At 68.7% G+C, this 17,454-nt stretch carries 9 protein-coding genes; 8 read left to right on the forward strand and 1 reads right to left on the reverse strand.

Annotation, left to right across the window (positions count from 1 at the left end; all coding sequences use genetic code 11):
- Positions 1 to 10 precede the first annotated feature (10 nt).
- The 5 genes from AX721_RS10370 to AX721_RS10390 all read left to right on the forward strand — a co-directional run bounded on the left by AX721_RS10370 (position 11) and on the right by AX721_RS10390 (position 8,767).
- A complete protein-coding gene (locus tag AX721_RS10370; protein WP_068875937.1) occupies positions 11 to 955 on the forward strand; it encodes a helix-turn-helix domain-containing protein in 945 nt (314 codons plus the stop codon).
- Between the two features lie 118 nt (positions 956 to 1,073).
- Positions 1,074 to 3,653, forward strand: a complete 2,580-nt coding sequence (locus AX721_RS10375) for a TonB-dependent receptor (RefSeq protein WP_068875938.1) — start codon at positions 1,074 to 1,076, stop codon at positions 3,651 to 3,653.
- A gap of 2 nt (positions 3,654 to 3,655) precedes the next feature.
- Positions 3,656 to 5,143, forward strand: coding sequence for a benzaldehyde dehydrogenase (locus tag AX721_RS10380; protein WP_068875939.1), 1,488 nt, complete (start codon positions 3,656 to 3,658; stop codon positions 5,141 to 5,143).
- Positions 5,144 to 5,151: 8 nt separating this feature from the next.
- Entirely contained in the window at positions 5,152 to 6,252 is a 1,101-nt protein-coding gene (locus AX721_RS10385; RefSeq protein ID WP_068875940.1) for an NAD(P)-dependent alcohol dehydrogenase, read from the forward strand.
- Between the two features lie 226 nt (positions 6,253 to 6,478).
- Positions 6,479 to 8,767, forward strand: coding sequence for a TonB-dependent receptor (locus tag AX721_RS10390; RefSeq protein WP_068875941.1), 2,289 nt, complete (start codon positions 6,479 to 6,481; stop codon positions 8,765 to 8,767).
- Between the two features lie 165 nt (positions 8,768 to 8,932).
- Here AX721_RS10390 and AX721_RS10395 read toward each other — a convergent pair whose 3' ends face one another.
- On the reverse strand, positions 8,933 to 11,596 hold the full coding sequence (locus AX721_RS10395) for a TonB-dependent receptor (RefSeq protein WP_231754708.1): 2,664 nt from the start codon (positions 11,594 to 11,596) through the stop codon (positions 8,933 to 8,935).
- Positions 11,597 to 12,071: 475 nt separating this feature from the next.
- Between AX721_RS10395 and AX721_RS10400 the strand changes: the two genes are divergently transcribed.
- The 3 genes from AX721_RS10400 to peaB all read left to right on the forward strand — a co-directional run.
- Positions 12,072 to 14,156 (forward strand): tetratricopeptide repeat-containing sulfotransferase family protein, encoded by a 2,085-nt coding sequence (locus tag AX721_RS10400; RefSeq protein WP_068875943.1) that lies wholly within the window; start codon positions 12,072 to 12,074, stop codon positions 14,154 to 14,156.
- 198 nt (positions 14,157 to 14,354) lie between these two features.
- Positions 14,355 to 16,184 (forward strand): quinohemoprotein amine dehydrogenase subunit alpha, encoded by a 1,830-nt coding sequence (gene peaA, locus AX721_RS10405; protein ID WP_082765807.1) that lies wholly within the window; start codon positions 14,355 to 14,357, stop codon positions 16,182 to 16,184.
- Positions 16,181 to 17,454, forward strand: a 1,274-nt coding sequence (peaB, locus tag AX721_RS10410) for a quinohemoprotein amine dehydrogenase maturation protein (RefSeq protein ID WP_197422528.1), incomplete at its 3' end; no start/stop codon positions are given. The genes peaA and peaB, both read left to right, overlap by 4 nt.

Consider the following 17,454-nt stretch of genomic DNA (forward strand, 5'->3'; position numbering starts at 1 on the left):
AAAGGGACCGATGCTGCAGGAGGGCCTGGCGCAGGACGCCGCCCATGACCGCATGGTGGTGCGGGGGCTGGACGCCTGGAACGGCGTGATCAACGGCGCGTTCGAGAACCTCACCATCGACGCCACGTGCGACGGCTTTGAAGGCGCGATCGACACGCGCCGGTTCGGCGGGCTCGACCTTTCGCGGATCGCCTCCAGCCCGGCGCTCGTGCGGCGCCATCGCCCGTCGGGCGGCGGCGGACCCGGCCGCTACTTCAAGCTCCACATCCAGGAAACCGGCTCAAGCCTGAACGTCCAGGACGGCCAGGAGGCGGTGCTGGGGCCGGGCGACCTGATGCTGTGCGACTCGTCGCGCCCCTACAGCATCCGTTTCGATGCGCCCAACCGCATGCTGGTGCTGCGCCTGCCGGAGGATCGTGTCGCCGCACGGTTCGAGGACCCGGACGCCCTGGTCGGCCGCCGCCTGGGCGTCGAGAGCCTGGGCGCCTCGCTGCTGTCGGCCTTCGTGCACAACCTGTGGACCGCGCCGGCCGCCAACGACGACGAGGCCGACTGCGAGGGCCCGCTGCTGGACGCGGCCCTGAATCTGCTCGCGGCGGCGAACGGCTTCGCGCCAGCCGCACCGACGGCGCAGGCGAGCTGCCCGCGCCAGCGGATCCGCCGCTTCGTCGACGAGCACCTCACCGACCCGGAGCTCAGCGTCACCGGCGTCGCCCGCGCCCTGGGGCTCAGCCCCCGCTACGTGCAGATGGCGTTCGCCGAGATCGCCACCACCCCCCTGGCCTATATCCGCCGCCGGCGGCTGCAACTGGCGGCCCAGCAACTCCGCCGCCAGGGCGCCGGGTGCAACATCACCGAGCTGGGCTTTAGCCTGGGTTTCAACGACCTCAGCCACTTCAGCCGCGCCTTCAAGGCCCGCTACGGCGTCGGCCCGCGCGAGTACCGGGCCGCCTGACGACAAAAGGAGCCCGCCGGTTCGCGGCTGTGAAAGTCGACTTCGCGCCTGGCCAAGCGCCGGCCGGGCCGCAGTGCTCTCCTCAAGGCAACGAGAATGCCGAGGGGGAGGTCTACGAATGGCTCGCAAGCTGTCGCTCAAGTCCCTGCTGATCGCCGCGTCGGCGCTGCCCATGGCGGCGCCCGGCGTGTCCTGGTCGCAGGAAGCCGCGCTGGAGGAGGTGGTCGTCACCGCCCAGAAGCGGGCCGAGAACCTGCAGGACGTGCCGATCACGATTTCTGCGTTTACGTCGAGCGCGCTGCAGGAACGCGCCGTCGGCAACGTCGCCCAACTCTCGAACCTGGCTCCGAACGTCAACCTGGACGCCGGCACGCCGTTCTCGGGGTCGCCATCGGTGCTGTCGGCGTTCGTGCGCGGCATCGGCTCGGACGACTTCGCCTTCAACATCGACCCCGGCGTCGGCATCTATCTCGACGGCGTCTACCTGGCCCGCACGGTGGGGGCGAACCAGGACCTGCTCGACGTGGAGCGGGTCGAGATCCTGAAGGGCCCGCAAGGCACCTTGTTCGGCCGCAACACCATCGGCGGCGCCATCTCGATCGTGACCCGCGACCCCGGCGACCAGTTCAGGTTCACGGGCGACGTGACCGCCGGCAGCCACAAGCTGCTGCAGGCGCGCGGCAGCGCCGACGTCCCGCTGGGCGAGAACCTGGCGGCCGCGGTCACGTTCGGCGTCAAGAGCCGGGAGGGCGTCGTCAAGCGGGTCCCGTTCAACGATCCCCGGGCCCGCAACAGCGCCTCCTTCACGGCCTTTCCCTCGTCCGGATACGACACGGCCGAGCGCGAAGGCGGCGAGAACGGCTGGAACCTGCGCGGCAAATTGAAGTGGACCGGCGACGCCACCAAGGTCGTGGTGACCGGGGACTACACCCGCGAGGACAGCAGCGGCCTGGCCAACACCCTGCTCACGACGACGGAATTCGTGCCCGGCAACTTCGCCGGGACGACCAACCTGCCGGGCACGGCCTTCGATCCGACCGCGACGACCGGCTTCCTGTTCGCCGGCCTCTACAACTTCTGCATCGGCTCCACCCAGGCCCAGATCGCGGCGCGGAACGCCCAGGCGCTGTGCGGCGTGCGTGGAACGCAGGTCCGCCCTGGCCTGCGCGTGCCGTCCATCGCGGGCGTCAACGTCGACGGTAATCCGAACAACGATCTGCTGCCGTTCGACGGCCGGTTCGTCACCGGCGATCCCGACCGCAGCTACGCCACGGGCAACAGCTTCTCCAAGATGAGCAATTGGGGCGTGGCGGCGACGGTCGAGCACGAACTCACCGACGACATCACGCTGAAATCAATCAGCGCCTACCGTGACCTGAGCTGGCGCAGCGGCATGGACGCCGACGGGTCGTCCCTGAACGTGCTGCAGCTCAGCTTCGACATGCAGCAGTGGCAGCTCAGCCAGGAGGTCCAGGTGCTGGGTTCGGCCTTCGACGACAGGCTGCGCTATGTGCTGGGCGGGTACTACTTCAAGGAGAAGGGCAGCCTGCACGACTTCGTCACCTTCGACGAAGGGCTGCTGCAGGTCGACGGGCCCAATGACCTGAAGACGGAGAACTACGCCGTCTTCGGCCAGATCGACTGGCGGATCAGCGAGCTGATCGGAATCACGGTCGGCGGCCGCTACACCAAGGAGAAGAAGGATTTCGAGGGCGGCCAGCAGGACCTCAACGGACTGAACTACAAGCTCTTCGGCTGCTCGGACGCCGATGGAAACATCACGCCGGGCGGACCCTTCCCGCTGGCGCCGGTCCCTTGCCAGCCGGCCCTGGGCTACCCGAACCCCGCCAACCCGGTGCAGGTCTATGTGCCCGGCGTGAACCACAAGGAATTCAGCGATTTCTCGCCGAAGGTCGGCGTGCAGCTGCACCCGAGCGACGAGGTGATGGTCTTCGCGAGCTGGTCCAAGGGCTACAAGACCGGTGGGTGGACCACGCGCCTGACCAACCCGCAGCCCATAGCGCCCGACTTCGACGAGGAGAAGGCGACCACCTGGGAGGCCGGCTTCAAGACGCGCCTGTTCAACCGTCGGCTGCAGTTGAACGGCGCGGTCTTCACGACCGATTACAACGGCATCCAGCTCAACTTCCAGCAGGGCACCTCGCCCACGATCCGCAACGCCGGCAACGCCCGGATCGACGGGGCGGAGCTGGAGGCGGTGGCCACGCCGCTGGCGGGCCTGACCCTCAACGCCTCGGTCGGCTGGCTTGACGCGCGCTACACTTCGGTCCTGCCGGGCGTGCTGGCGGTCAGCGGCCCCAACCCGTTCCAGGCGGGCACGTTCAAGGGCGCGCCGCTGCCCAAGACCCCGGACTGGAAGCTCAACTTCAGTCCCCGCTACGAGTTCGAGGCGCCCGGCGGCGGTCGCGTGACCCTCCTCGGCGACTGGACCTATGTGTCCAGCGTCTGGAACGACTCCCAGCGCAGCTACGCGCTGAAGCGGCCCGGGGTCCATCTCCTGAACGCGAGCGCAACCTACGAGGAGCCGAACGGCGCCTGGTCGGTGGCGATCGGCGGGACCAACCTCGGCGATGAGCGCTACGTGACCACCGGCGGGCTCAACGTGGCCGCCGGCCTGGCGTTCGGCTCCTACAGCCGGCCGCGGGAAGGCTACGTCCGCTTCGGCATGAAGTTCTGAACATGGACGCCGACATCAGCTGCGCGCCCGACGGTGTGGCGCCCCTCCTGGCCGAGGCCGATTGGCGCGGACGCCTCTATTCGGGGGGCTGGATCGAGGGCCGCGGCGGGCTGATCGACGTCGTCGAGCCCGCCACCGGGATGGTCCTGACGCAGGTCGCCCGCGCCGACCGGGGCGACGTCGCCGTCGCGGCGGCGTCCGCCCGGGCCGCCCAGCCCGCCTGGGCGGCGCTGCCGGCCGATGCGCGGCAGGCGGTGCTGCTGGAAGCCGCCGCGATCCTCGCGGGCAGGGCGGGGGAGCTGGCGGACTGGATCATGCGCGAGACCGGCTCGGTGGCCGCCAAGGCGGCGGTCGAGCTGGAGCATGCCGCCGGATTCGTGCGCCAGGCCGGCGCCATGGCGACCGAGCCGCAGGGCCTGCTGCTGCCGTCCGCGGACAGCCGGCTCAGCATGGCGCGCAGGGTTCCCCTGGGCGTGGTGGCGGTGATCTCGCCGTTCAACTTCCCGCTGGTGCTGTCGATCCGCGCCGTGGCGCCGGCGGTGGCGGCCGGCAATGCGGTAGTGCTGAAGCCCGACCCGCGGACGCCGGTGAGCGGCGGGTTCCTGATCGCCCGCGCGTTCGAGGCAGCGGGCCTGCCGCCAGGCCTGCTGCACGTCCTGCCCGGCGACGCCGAGGTGGGCGACGCCCTCTGCCGCGACCCGAACGTCGCCATGGTGGCCTTCACCGGCTCCACCGCCGCCGGGCGCAAGGTGGGCGAAGTCGCGGGCGCGCACCTGAAGAAGGTGGCGCTGGAGCTGGGCGGCAAGAACGCCCTGATCGTGCTGGACGACGCCGACCTGGACATCGCCGCCTCGAACGTGGCCTGGGGCGCCTGGCTGCACCAGGGGCAGGTCTGCATGACCACGGGCCGGGTGCTGGTGCAGCGGGCGCTGCACGACGGCCTGGTGGCGCGGCTGGTGGACAAGGCCGGGCAACTTCCGGTGGGCGATCCGGCGGTGTCCGCGCTGGGCCCGCTGATCAGCCCGGCGCAGCGCGACCGGGTCCACGCGATCGTGCAGGACAGCCTGGCGGCGGGCGCCAACCTGGCGGCTGGGGGGACCTACCGGGACCTCTTCTACGCGCCGACCGTGCTCACCGGCGTGCAGCCGGGCATGCGGGCGTACGACGAGGAGATCTTCGGCCCCGTGGCCGTGGTCACGGCCTTCGACGACGACGCTGAGGCGGCGGACCTGGCGAGCCGCGGGGACTACGGGCTTTCGGCCGGAATCATCAGCGGCTCGGTCGGCCGCGCGATGCTGCTGGGCGAGCGACTGGCGGTCGGCCACCTGCACATCAACGACCAGACCATCGAGGCCGGGCCGCATTCGCCGTTCGGGGGCATGGGCGCCTCGGGCAACGGCAGCCGGATCAGCGGGCCCGCCAATCTGGACGAATTCACCACCTGGCGCTGGACGACGGTGAAGACCGCGGCCACGCCCTATCCCTTCTAGGAGCGGGCATGCAGATCACCGCCGCGGTCGTCCGCAGCCGCTCGGGTCCGTTTCGTCTCGAGACCCTGGACATCGAGGCGCCGCGCGAAGGCGAGGTGCTGGTCCGCGTGGTCGCCACGGGCGTCTGCCACACCGACATGGTCATGCGCGACCAGGATCTCCCGACGCCGCAGCCGGTGGTTCTGGGCCATGAAGGGGCCGGTGTGGTCGAGCGGGTGGGGCCGGGGGTGACCAAGGTGGCGCCGGGCGACCACGTGGTGATGACCTTCAACTCCTGCGGGGGCTGCCCGTCGTGCCGCAACCACGCGCCGGCCTACTGCCACGAGTTCTTCCCGCGGAACTTCATCGGCGTAAGGCCGGACGGAAGCTCGGGCCTCTCCAGGGACGGCGAGGCGATCCACGCCAACATCTTCGGCCAGTCGTCGTTCGCGACCCATGCGCTCTGCCACGAGCGCAATGCGGTCAGGGTCCCGCGCACGGCGCCTCTGGCGATCCTGGGGCCGCTGGCCTGCGGGGTGATGACCGGCGCAGGCGCGGTGATGAACGCGCTGAACGTCGAGGCCGGACGGTCGCTGGTCGTGTTCGGCGCGGGCGCGGTGGGTTTGAGCGCGATGCTGGCCGCCGAGGCAGTGGGCGCGGGGCCGATCACCGTGGTGGACATCAACCCGACGCGCCTGGAACTGGCGCTGGAGCTCGGGGCCGACCATGCGCTGGACGCCCGCCGCGGCGGTGTGGTCGAGCGCATTCGGGAGATCACCGGGGCCGGCGCCGAATATACGCTGGACACCACCGCGAACCTGACGGTGATGCGCCAGGCGGTCGACGCGCTGGCGCCGCGGGGGATCTGCGGCCTGGTCGGCGCCTCGCGGATGGGCGACGAACTTCGCCTGGACGCGGTGTCGCTGATGAGCGGCGGCCGGGTGGTCCGTGGGGTCGTCGAAGGCGACGCCGATCCCGACGTCTTCATCCCGCGCCTGATCGAGCTGTATCAGGCGGGGCGCTTCCCCTTCGACAGGCTGATCACCTTCTACCCGTTCGAGGCGATCGACCAGGCGGTGGCCGACGGCGAGGCCGGGCGGGTGGTGAAGCCCGTCGTCCGCATGGGCTGACCGCGGCTCCGGCCCAACGACCGTCGAGCGGCGTCCTGCAGGGGCGGGCCGCACAGCGGGGCTGTGGCGCGGCTGCAACATCGTTCGGCGAAATTCACGGTGACGCTCTGTCGCAATTGCCGCCGCGCGAAAAACAGCGCCTCAATAATAGTTAGCAGGCATAACAGTTATCCGCGCGACGTCACGTAGCGGAAGGCCCAAGAACAGCCTGCGCGGAGGAAACACGATGTCCAAGCCCAAGGCTGGAAGCGACGCCGGCTGCCTGACCGTCGGCGGCCTGTTCCTGGCGATGGCCGCCGTGGCGGCGCCAGCGCCCGCCGCCGCGCAGGCGAGCGGCGAGACGGCCCAGATCGAGGAGGTGGTCGTCACGGCCCGCAAGCGCGAGGAGCGGTTGCAGGACACGCCGGTGGCGGTGACGGCGCTGGCGGGCGAGGCCCTGGCGGCCCGCGGCGTCGACAGCGTCGACCAGATCGCCAAGTTCGCGCCCAGCATCCGCTTCGACGGCGCCGCGGCCTTGAGCGGCGGCAACTACAACGCCACGGTCTTCATCCGCGGCGTGGGCCAGAACGACTTCGCGATCTTCAGCGATCCGGGCGTCGGCATCTACGTCGACGGGGTCTACTACGCCCGTTCGATCGGGGGCACGGTGGATGCCTTCAACGTCGGCCGTATCGAGGTCCTTCGCGGGCCGCAGGGCACGCTGTTCGGCAAGAACACCATCGGCGGCGCCGTCGTGATCACCACCGCCCAGCCTGGGCGCGAGCCGGGCGGCCAGATCGAGGTGACCACCGGGCGCTACGACCGGCTCGACGTGAAGGCGCACGTGGACCTGCCGCTGGGCGAAAACCTCTTCGCCCGCATCTCGGCGGCGCACCTGGGCCGCGACGGGTACGGTAAGCGGCTGAGCACGGGAGACGACCTGGGCGACCGCAACGCGAACGCCATCCGGGCCCAGTTGCACTGGGACGCCTCGGAGACGGTGACAGTGGACTTCGCCGCCGACTACACCCGCGCCCGCGAGAACTCGGCGCCGCAGAAGGCCCTGGTGATCGGCGCGGCGCCCGGTTTCGTCATCGGGCCGTTCCTCGGCAACTTCAACACGTTCGTCGCGCCCGGCCTGGGCATCACGGCGCCCAACGGCGCGCCGACGCTGAACGCCTCGTTCCTCACCGATAGCCCCTTCACCACCTACGGGACGGGGCCGAACGTCAACGATCTGGACCTCTGGGGCGCGTCCGGCACGGTGAACTGGGACCTCGGCTCGGTGTCGGTGAAGAGCATCACCGCCATTCGCGGCCTGAAGGCCACCTTCGCCCGCGACGGAGACAATTCGCCCTTCACCTTCCGCGAGACCTTCAACCACGACGTCCAGGCGCAGGTCAGCCAGGAGTTGCAGTTCAACGGCACCGGGTTCGACGACCGCCTGACCTGGGTGGCCGGCCTCTACGGCTTCCGCGAGCGGGGCACGGATTCGGGCTTCGCCAAGCTGGCGCTGGGGTTGGCGCCCGGCGTCTCACCGCCCCCCTTCAGCCCCTCGGCCTCGGTCTACACGCGCGTCGTCGGCAAGACCTACGCCGCCTTCGCGCAAGGCAGCTTCGCCCTGACCGACCAACTGAGCGCCACCGTCGGCGCGCGTGTGAACCGCGACGAGAAGACCTACTACCTGGACCACCGTCGCATCCGGGACGGCGGGATCATCGCCAACCTGACGCGCAAGGGCTCATGGGACTCGTTCACGCCCAAGGTGGGCCTGGAATACAAGGCGACGCCTGACGCGCTGCTTTACGTCTCCGCGGGCAAGGGCTTCAAGAGCGGCGGCTTTAACGCCCGGCCGCTCAACGACGCCTCCGAGGTCACCGAGTACCAGCCCGAGACGCTGTGGACCTACGAGGGTGGCGTGAAGACCGCCTGGCTCGATCGCCGGCTGATCCTCAACCTCGCGGGCTATTTCAGCGAGTACAAGGACATCCAGGTCACGGTGAACCAGACGCCCCGCAACTTCGTGGCCAACGCCGCGGCGGGCGAGGTGAAGGGCGTGGAGTTCGAAGCCCAGGCCAAGCCGTCCGCCGCGTGGGACTTCAACCTGGGCGTCGGCTACATGGACGCGGAATACACCTCCGTCGGTCAGGGTCTGGGCGCCGGACAGGTCCTGCCCATCACGGTCGCCACCCACTTCGTGAAGGCGCCCAAGTGGACCGCCAACGCCGGCGTCCAGTATACGCACGAGCTGTCTTCGGGCGCGCGGGTCGTCGCTCGCGGCGACTGGAGCCACTACAGCACCGTCTACAACGACGTCGCCAACGATCCGGACCTGACGCAGAAGGCCTACGACCTGTTCAGCGCGCGCCTGAGCTTCACCACGGCGGACGGCAAGTGGCAGGCCGCGGTGTTCGGGACCAATCTCTCGGACGAGCGGTACATGGTCTCCGGTAACGCCTCGTCGGGCTTCGGCCTGAAGGAGGCCAGCTTCGGCCGGCCGCGGGAGTGGGGGGTGAGCCTCAGCCGAACCTTCTGACGGAGGCTCGTCCCCTCGACATGTAGAGCGCCTCGGCCGTCGGCGTCCCGGCGGCCGAGGCGGCCGAGGCGGCTGCGCGGGGTCGCCAACCCTTCCACGACTGCAGGGCTCCCACGGCGGCGTTCCGTGGGAGCCCCTGGCCGGAGGTTTCGAAGGTCGGGGAGATCAGAAGCTCTGCCCGAAGCGAACTCCAAAGAACTGAGGCTTGACCGGGAAGGCGCGGGACGAGCCTGAGCAGAAGGTGATCGAGCAGAAGGTGTTGCGGGTCACCAGGCCGCGGCGGTCGAAGGCGTTCTGGATGAAGGCGCTCAGTTTCCAATTGTCCTTCCTCACCCCGGCCGAGAAATCGAAGGTGACGAAGCCCGAGGTGTTGCCCAGCAGCGCGTTGTTGAAGACGTTCAGATCCTGGGTCGCGCCGGTCTGGTAGAGGGCCGCCCCCTGGAAGTAGGCGTCGTAGTCGCCGAACTCGGTGTCGTAGCGGATCGACGTCGTGCCCTTGAACTTGGGCTGGCGGGGCAGGCGGGTGCCGTCGGCCGCCGCGACCTGGGGCGTCGGCGGGCTGGAGCCGGGCACCGTCGCGCCCAGCGTGCAGGTGGACAGCTGCGAGATCGACATGGTCGTCGTGTTGAGCGCGAAGTTGCAGAAGTTGCCGTCCAGCGCCGCGTCGTTGTAGGCGCCGGACGAGGAGATGGTGAACTTGTCGAGCTTCAGGTCGGCGTCGTACTCGACCCCATACACCCGGGCCTTGCCGGCGTTGCCGGTCATGCCGGCGCCTTGGGCCCCGGAGACGACGACCGAGTACTGGATCCCGTCCCAGACCTCGTAATAGACCGCGGCGTTGAAGCGGAAGACGTCGCCCCAGACCGTCTTGACGCCCAACTCGTAGTTGGTGAGCTCTTCCGACTTGAAGGGCGGAACGGTCGCGACACCGATGTTGCGGATGCGCAATGGGCGGTTGAAGCCGCCAGGACGGAAGCCCGTCGAGTAGTTGGCGTAGACCATCTTCGACGGCGTGATCTGCCAATCGAGCGCGATCTTGTGCGTCTCGCCCTTCTCGTCGTAGCGGCCGACCTGGTCCGCCGCGGCGAAGTTCGAGTTCAGGCATTGCAGGCGTTCATCCGGCAGCGGCAACGTGCAGCCGAACGTCCCGGTCGGGACATAGAGGGACGTGGTGGTGTTGCGGGCCGAAGCCATCACCCCGCTGAAGCCCTTGGTGCGGTAATCCGTCCAGAAGTAGCGGATGCCGGCAGTGAGCTTGAGGGTGTCGGTGATGTTATAGTGGCCTTCGGCGAAGACCGCCTTGTCGTGATAGATCTGATTGGTCTCGCTGATATAGAAGCCGTCCTGCTTCACGGCCGGCGACCCCAGCACCATGGTGCCGCCATTGGCGACCGGGATGCCGAAGCCGGCGGGGTTGCTGTCGCCGCCGCCCGCCTGGGTGTAGCCCACGATCTGATCCAGGCCGCGGGTGGCGTAGTAGCTGTTATTCTCCTGCTTCTGCCAGTGGTAGAACGCGCCCGCCGTCACGTCGAATGGCCAGTCCTTGGGCGTGCTGATCCGGAACTCTTGTGTAAACTTGTCCCGGTAGGTCAGGCCGTGGAAGTACTGCTGCGGATTGAGGAGCTTCGTGCATTGCAACGTCGCGCCTGAACCCGTGCAGCCGCTCTTGTCGAAGAACTGCAGATAGTTCTCATAGCCCGGTCCGAAGCCATCGTAGGTGACGGTGTAATAGGTGTAGTCGTTGAGCAGCTTGGTCTTGCGCTGGTGGTAGCCGGTGGCCGAGACCACCTCCCAGTCGCCGATGTGGCCATGGACGGACAGCGCCGCCTGGTACCACTTGTCGTCGTTTTCGGTGACGTCGTAGTCGTGGACCTCAAGGTCGCCGACGCGCGGGTCGAAGCCAAAATAGCCCTTGGACTTCTGATGCTGCGCGGTGATCTGGGGGGTGACCTCCCAGCCGGGCGCGATCTCCCACAGCGCCTGGAAGCGCGCGCCGTATTCGCGGATCGTGTTGTAGTCGTCCTTGGCGAGCGCGGAGTTGTCGAGCGTGAAGGACGTCGCCGGATTGTCGTCGCCCAGGTTCAGCGTGGCCGAGCGGCCGTCGTTGAACTTGCCGTTGTTGGGCGTGTTGTCGACGTAGCCGCCCTCCCTGCGATAGTAGGCCATCGCCCGGACGGCGATGGAGTCGGTGACGGGCGCATTGGCGTAGCCCTCGATCTGGCCGCCGAGGTCGCCGGCGCCGTACTTGTTGGCCTCGAGGTCGTAGCCGTATTCGGTCAGGCCAAGCTTGGGCTTGTTGGTGATGAACCGGATCGTGCCTGCCAGCGAACCCGCGCCGTAGAGCGTGCCCTGCGGGCCGGACAAGGCCTCCACGCGCTCCAGGTCGTAGACGTGGATGTCCGGCACGCCCGTGCCGGTGATCGGAATGTCGTCGAGATAGTAGCCCACGGAGGCGTAGTTGCCTCCGGCCGGCACGATGCCGCGGAAATAGGCCGTCTGCCGCCCCGGCCCGAGTCCCGCGAACGAGACCGACGGCAGTAGCGTAATGAGGTCGGAAAGACCCTTCACCTGCCGTTCCTGCAGCCTCTCCGGGCTGAGCGCCTGCATCGAGATCGGCACCTTCTGCACGCTCTCCGACTTGCGCGTGGCGGTGACGATGACTTCGCCGATGAAGGCGCCCTCGGCGGCGTCGGCGCTGGCGTCCGCCCCGCTGGCGGCGGCTGAGGTCTGTGAAAGCGCCGGTGTGGCGACGGCGAGAGGCGTCAACGCCGTCGTGGCCGCGAGTAAGCAAAGGATGCGCGTCTTCTTGAGCGCCGTTGGATTTATCACGGTTTTGATATCCCCCAAAAACTTGACCCTGAACTCCTCCCGACTCGGCTTGCTGCTTGTTTTGCTTTGAATTGCTTCGCGCGGCGCATCCTCCAAACGCCCTCGCGCCCGATTTCGGGTCTAAGCAAGACACAGATTTTTGACGCCGAAGATAAAATCTCCAGCCTGACTATTGTTCGCGCGACAAGCGCGAGAACTATATTGAATCAATCAGAAGTATCGCGGATGCAGCACTCCGCGATGTGGTCCCAATTCTGATTGGCTGAGCGACCATCAGCACTGTCAAGCGCGTGACCGTCTGAAACCTCCGTTGCGCCCGGCGTGACGGTGCTGTGACGGCAACGCGTGTCCTAAAATTGAGCGCCGGCGCCCAACGGGCTTGCGATGGCGGGCCGACAGCCGCGCTGGCGGCCCCGCAGGTTGATCGGGACTCGGGCCCGCGTCCCGATGCGGCGCGCAGGACAAGGACGCCGCCATGTCGATCTCGCCGCCCGCACCCGACGCGCCTTCGCTGCAAACCGCGCTGGCCGAGGCCGCCGCACTTCTGGAGGTCGATCCGCAAGGCGCGCTGGCCCGCGCCGAGGCGACGATCGACGCGGCGCCGGGGCTTCCAGCGGCGGAACTGCTGGCCTGTCAGGCCCTGCGGCGGCTGGGCCGGCTGGAAGCTGCGCTCGCGCGTCTCAACGTGCTGGCGCGCGATCACGCGCGCGTGCCGGCTGTTCAATGGGAGCTGGCGCAGGCCGCGAGCGAGGCCGGCCAAGGCCGACAAGCGATCGCGGCGCTGAACACCCTCACCCGCCAGCAGCCGACGGTGGCCGGCGGGTGGTTCCTGCTGGCGAAGGAATTGCGGAAGGCGGGCCGAAGCGGGGAGGCCTGGCGCGCCGATCTGTCCGGCGTGCACGCGTCATCGCACGATCCAGATCTGTTGCGGGCGGCCGTGGCGATGAACGAGGGTCGCCTGGAGGACAGCGAAGCCCTCGTGGCGGCGCGGCTCCGGCAGCTGCCCGACGACCCGCCGGCGCGGCGCCTGCTGGGCGAGATCCACTGGCGGCGGGGCGACATGACCGAGGCGCTGGCGCAGTTGGAGCGGGCCGTGCAGGCGGCGCCGGGCTTCGACCTGGCGCGCGACTTCCTCATCCGCCTCCTGATCCAGACCAACCGCCTGCCCGAGGCGCTGGAACACGCCGAGACCCTGGCCGGCTCTCCCATCAAGAGCCCCGGCTACGAGCTGGTCCGCGCCTCGGTGCTGGTCCGGCTGGGCTTGCAGGAGGAGGCGCGCGAGATCTACGAACGGCTGCTGGCGCAGCATCCGGACCACGCGCAGGTCTGGCAGAACCTGGGCCATGTCCTGAAGACCTTGGGCAGGCAGCCGGACGCCGTCCACGCCTACCGCCAGGCCGTGACGCACCAGCCGACCATGGGCGAGGCCTGGTGGAGCCTCGCCAACCTCAAGACCGTCAAGCTAGACGCCGCGGACGTCGCCGCGATGGAGGCGGCGCTGAGATCGCTGGCGCCGCGGACGGACGAGCGTGCGGAGGATGTGTTCCATCTGCACTATTCCCTGGGCAAGGCGCTGGAGGACGCGAAGGACTACGCCGCTTCGTTCCGCCACTACGACCAGGGCGCCCGCCTGCGCCGCGCCATGGTGCTGCACGACCCCGACGCCTTCGGCGCCGAAGTGGCGGCTGCGGCGCAGACCTTTTCGGGCGCGTTCATCGCCGAGCTCGGGCCCGGCGGCTGCCCGGCGGAAGACCCCATCTTCATCGTCGGCCTGCCGCGCTCGGGGTCGACCTTGGTGGAGCAGATCCTCGCCAGCCACAGCCAGGTGGAAGGCACGATGGAACTGCCGGACATGATGATGATCGCCAGCCGCCTGCAGTCGCGGGTGGACCAGGGCGAGTTCCCGGACTTCCGCGCCATGGTCGCTTCGCTGACGCCTGCAGACCGCCTGCGGTTGGGCGAGGAGTATATGGAGCGCACGCGCGTCCACCGTCGGACGGACAAGCCGCGGTTCATCGACAAGATGCCCAACAATTGGCAGCACGTCGGCCTCATCAGGCTGATCCTGCCCAAGGCGAAGATCGTCGATGCGCGCCGCCATCCGCTCGGGTGCTGCTTCTCGGGCTGGAAGCAGCATTTCGCGCGTGGCCAGGCCTTCTCGTACGACCTCGCCGAGATCGGGCGCTATTACCGCGACTACGTGGCGCTGATGGCGGCGTACGACGAGGCCTCTCCGGGCGCCGTGCGCCGGGTGATCTACGAGCACATGGTGGAAAACACCGAGGACGAGGTCCGCCGGTTGCTCGATGACCTCGGCCTGCCGTTCGAACAGGCGTGCCTGGAGTTCTACAACAACGACCGCGCCGTGCGCACGGCCAGCTCCGAGCAGGTCCGCCGGCCGATCTTCACGGACGCGGTCGAGCACTGGAAGAACTACGAAACCTGGCTCGGCCCCCTGCGCGCCGCGCTAGGGCCGGTGGTCGGCGCCTATCCGGATCCGCCGTCGGATTGGCGGGCGTGGCTGGGCCTTGACGCCGCGCCGTCCCCGGGTGCTGGCTAGCCTGGTGGCTGCGAGTCGAAGAAATAGGCGCCTACCGCGCCATTTCCGTCGCCTCACTGCCGAATTGCGCTGCAGTGGTGTGTGCCGTCGTGAAATTGGACGGACCGTCGTTGACCAAGCTGGGCCACTGACGATCCCCCTGGCTTCCGGGCGGTCGGTGAAAGCGTCTTTCCGGACCGGCAGGGGGGTGATGTCGAGATGAACGTCCCGCAAAGCGATGTTGGCGCCGCAGAGGGCGACCAGGCCGGCGCGGGGCGAGCGCAGCGACCACCTGCCGTCGGCCGCGCCAAGGTTGGCGCGTTTCGCAAGCTGGCGTTGGTGGGCCTTCTGCTCGCGGGTGTGTTCTCGGCTCCGGTGGTCGTGGCGCAGGGAAGCGGCAAGACGCTCGGTCCCGACCCGGTGGACTGGGAAGAGACGGACCAGGGCATTCCGGTCACCGACACGCTCACCAGGGACAAGTGCGCCGGCTGTCACGCCGCCGACGCGAAAGGCAACCTGACGCGCATCTCCTGGGTGCGTTCCACGCCGGAGGGGTGGGCCCAGACGATCAAGCGCATGGTCAAGCTGAACGGGGCGGTGATCGAGCCCGACGAGGCGCGGAGGATCGTGCAGTACCTGGCGACGCAACACGGCCTCGCGCCGGAAGAAGCCAAGCCGGTGATGTACTTCGCCGAGAACCGCATCATCGACGAGACCAGCATCCCCAACGCGACGGTCCGCAACGCCTGCGCCGCCTGCCACGCCTTTGCGCAGCCGCTGTCGTCCCGCCGCAGCAAGCGCGAGTGGGCCCTGCTGCAGAACATGCACGTGGCGCTCTATTCGCAGGCCGAGATGCAGTATTTCCGGCCATCGCCAGGCGCGCCGAACGGCCCGGACGGCAAGCCGCTGTTGCCCGCCCAGGTCGCGCTGAACTGGCTCACGGAGAAGGCGCCGCTTCACACGCCGGAATGGGCCGCCTGGGCCCCGCGGATCCGTTCGCCGCGTCTGGAGGGCAAGTGGCTGGTCTCCGCGACGCTGCCGGGCAAGGGGCGCTATCTGGGCGAGATGACGATCAGCCCGGGCCGGGAGCCCGACAAGTTCGTGACTGTGACGAAGCTGCGCTCGCTCCAGTCCGGCGCCGAGATCACGCGCAAAGGGCAGGGCGTCGTCTACGGCGGCTACAGCTGGCGTGGCGGCTCCGACGCGGGGGGCGCCAGCCAGCCTGACGATCCGAAGAAGGCCAGCCGCGAGGTCATGTGGTTCGCGCCGGATCTCAAGATGGCGCAGGGCCGCTGGTACTGGGGCGCCTACAACGAATTCGGCTTCAACGTGACCCTGACCCGGGCGTCGGCCGATCCGACGGTGGCCGCGGTCACGCCCTCTGCGCTGAAGACCGGCTCGAAAGGCGTCGCCGTGCACATCTACGGCGATGCGCTGCCCCAGAAGGTGCTGCCCCAGGACGTGGACATGGGCGCCGGGGTGACCGTGACCAGGATCGTCTCGGCGAACCCGGGCGAACTGATCGTCAGCGTCGACGTGGCCGAAAAGGCGACGCCCGGCCATCGCGACGTCGGCGTGAAGGGCTCGGTGCTGGTGAAGGCGCTGCCGGTCTACGACAAGGTCGACTACCTGAAGGTGACCCCGGAAACGGGGATGGCTCATCTCGGCGGCATCAAGTTCGAGAAGGGCTACGAGCAGTTCGAGGTCGTAGGCTACGCCAACGGTCCGGACGGCAAGCCCAAGACGGACGACGACGTGCCCGTCGGACCGCTGCCGGTGACCTGGAGCCTCGATGAGTTCCACACGGTCACCTACGACGACGACAAGACCTACGTGGGAGACCTGAGCCCGAACGCCTTGTTCATCCCGTCCACGGAAGGCCCCAACCCGAAGCGCCGCTTCAGCCGCAACAACTACGGCGAGGTATGGGTCGTCGCGACCGCAAAGGACGCCAAGGACAAGTTCGGCAGGCCGCTGGTCGGCAAAGCCTATCTCGTCGTCACCGTGCCGACCTACCGGCGGTGGGACCACGCGGAGTTGTCCAAATGACCAGCATGGCGTCGATGGCGGCGGTCAAGTATCGCCGCGGCGAGCTGCACGAGTTCCAGGCGGCGGGCCAGGACTTCATCTACCTCGTCGCCGCCGGCGCGATCTTCGCGCTCGACGAGGGCGCCAGCGACGTGCTGCGGCGCCTAGGCGAGCGGGGGATGTCGCACGCCGAGCTGGTCGACGCCCTGGTCGTTCACGGCCATGCGCGCGGCGACGCCGAGGAGCTGATCGGAGAGCTTCGCTACGTCCGCGGGATCGTCGCCGACACGGTGACGCCGCTGGCGGCGGAGGGGCCCACCAGCCCGCCGGCCGACTTTCCGCTCCAGGCTCTGGTGCTGAACATCACCAACCAGTGCAACCTCGCCTGCACCTACTGCTACGAGTTCGGCGCCGACAAGATCGCCACGCCCGCAGGCAAGCCCAAGTACATGACGCTGGAGACGGCGACGGCGTCGGTGGATTTTCTGCTGGCGCAGTCGGCCGGCCGCCAGTCGGTGCACATCACCTTCTTCGGCGGCGAGACGCTGATGAACTTCAAGCTCCTGCGCCAGGTCGTGGAGTACGCGCGCGAGCGGGTTGCGAAGCAGGGCCGAGCCATCGGCTTCAGCCTCACCACGAACGCCACCCTGCTCACCGACGAGATCATCGACTTCCTCGCCGAGAACGAGATCGGCGTCACGGTCAGCATGGACGGGCCGCCCGACCTGCAAGACAAGCGCCGCGTCGACAAGCGGGGGCGTGGGACCTACCGCATCATCGAGCCCAAGCTGCGCAAGCTGATCGCCCGGCACAATACCCGCGCGATCACGGCCCGGGTCACCCTGACCGACGGCGTCACCGACGTGGTGCGGATCTATCGCCATCTGAAGGACGACCTGGGCTTCGACGAGGTCGGCTTTGCGCCGGTCACCAACAGCGGCGACCAGGCCTACGCGCTCGACAATCGCGGCATGGACGGGGTCGTGGCCGACTTCCACCTGCTGGCCAACGAGTGGCTCGAATACGCCTTGCGGGGCCAGCGGCACGGCTTCTCCAACGTCAGCGAGACCATCGGCGAGCTGATCCAGGGCGCGAACAAGTCGCATCCCTGCGGCGCGGCGATCGGCCTGCTCGGCGTCAGCCCGTCGGGGGACCTGTCGCCCTGCCACCGGTTCACGGACGCCGACACCCACAGCCTGGGACACGTCTCCAGCGGCGTCGACTCGGCCAAGCGGGAGGACTTCCTGGCCCGCGGTCACGTCAGCGCCAAGTACGAGTGCCAGAGCTGCTG

The organism is Phenylobacterium sp. CCH9-H3 (genome assembly GCF_001557235.1).
GTDB lineage: Bacteria > Pseudomonadota > Alphaproteobacteria > Caulobacterales > Caulobacteraceae > Phenylobacterium.

Coding starts and splice junctions, on each gene's coding strand:
- AX721_RS10370 (WP_068875937.1), top strand. CDS start 11: ATGCTGCAGGAGGGCCTGGCGCAGGACGCCGCCCATGACCGCATGGTG.
- AX721_RS10375 (WP_068875938.1), top strand. CDS start 1,074: ATGGCTCGCAAGCTGTCGCTCAAGTCCCTGCTGATCGCCGCGTCGGCG.
- AX721_RS10380 (WP_068875939.1), top strand. CDS start 3,656: ATGGACGCCGACATCAGCTGCGCGCCCGACGGTGTGGCGCCCCTCCTG.
- AX721_RS10385 (WP_068875940.1), top strand. CDS start 5,152: ATGCAGATCACCGCCGCGGTCGTCCGCAGCCGCTCGGGTCCGTTTCGT.
- AX721_RS10390 (WP_068875941.1), top strand. CDS start 6,479: ATGTCCAAGCCCAAGGCTGGAAGCGACGCCGGCTGCCTGACCGTCGGC.
- AX721_RS10400 (WP_068875943.1), top strand. CDS start 12,072: ATGTCGATCTCGCCGCCCGCACCCGACGCGCCTTCGCTGCAAACCGCG.
- peaA (WP_082765807.1), top strand. CDS start 14,355: ATGAACGTCCCGCAAAGCGATGTTGGCGCCGCAGAGGGCGACCAGGCC.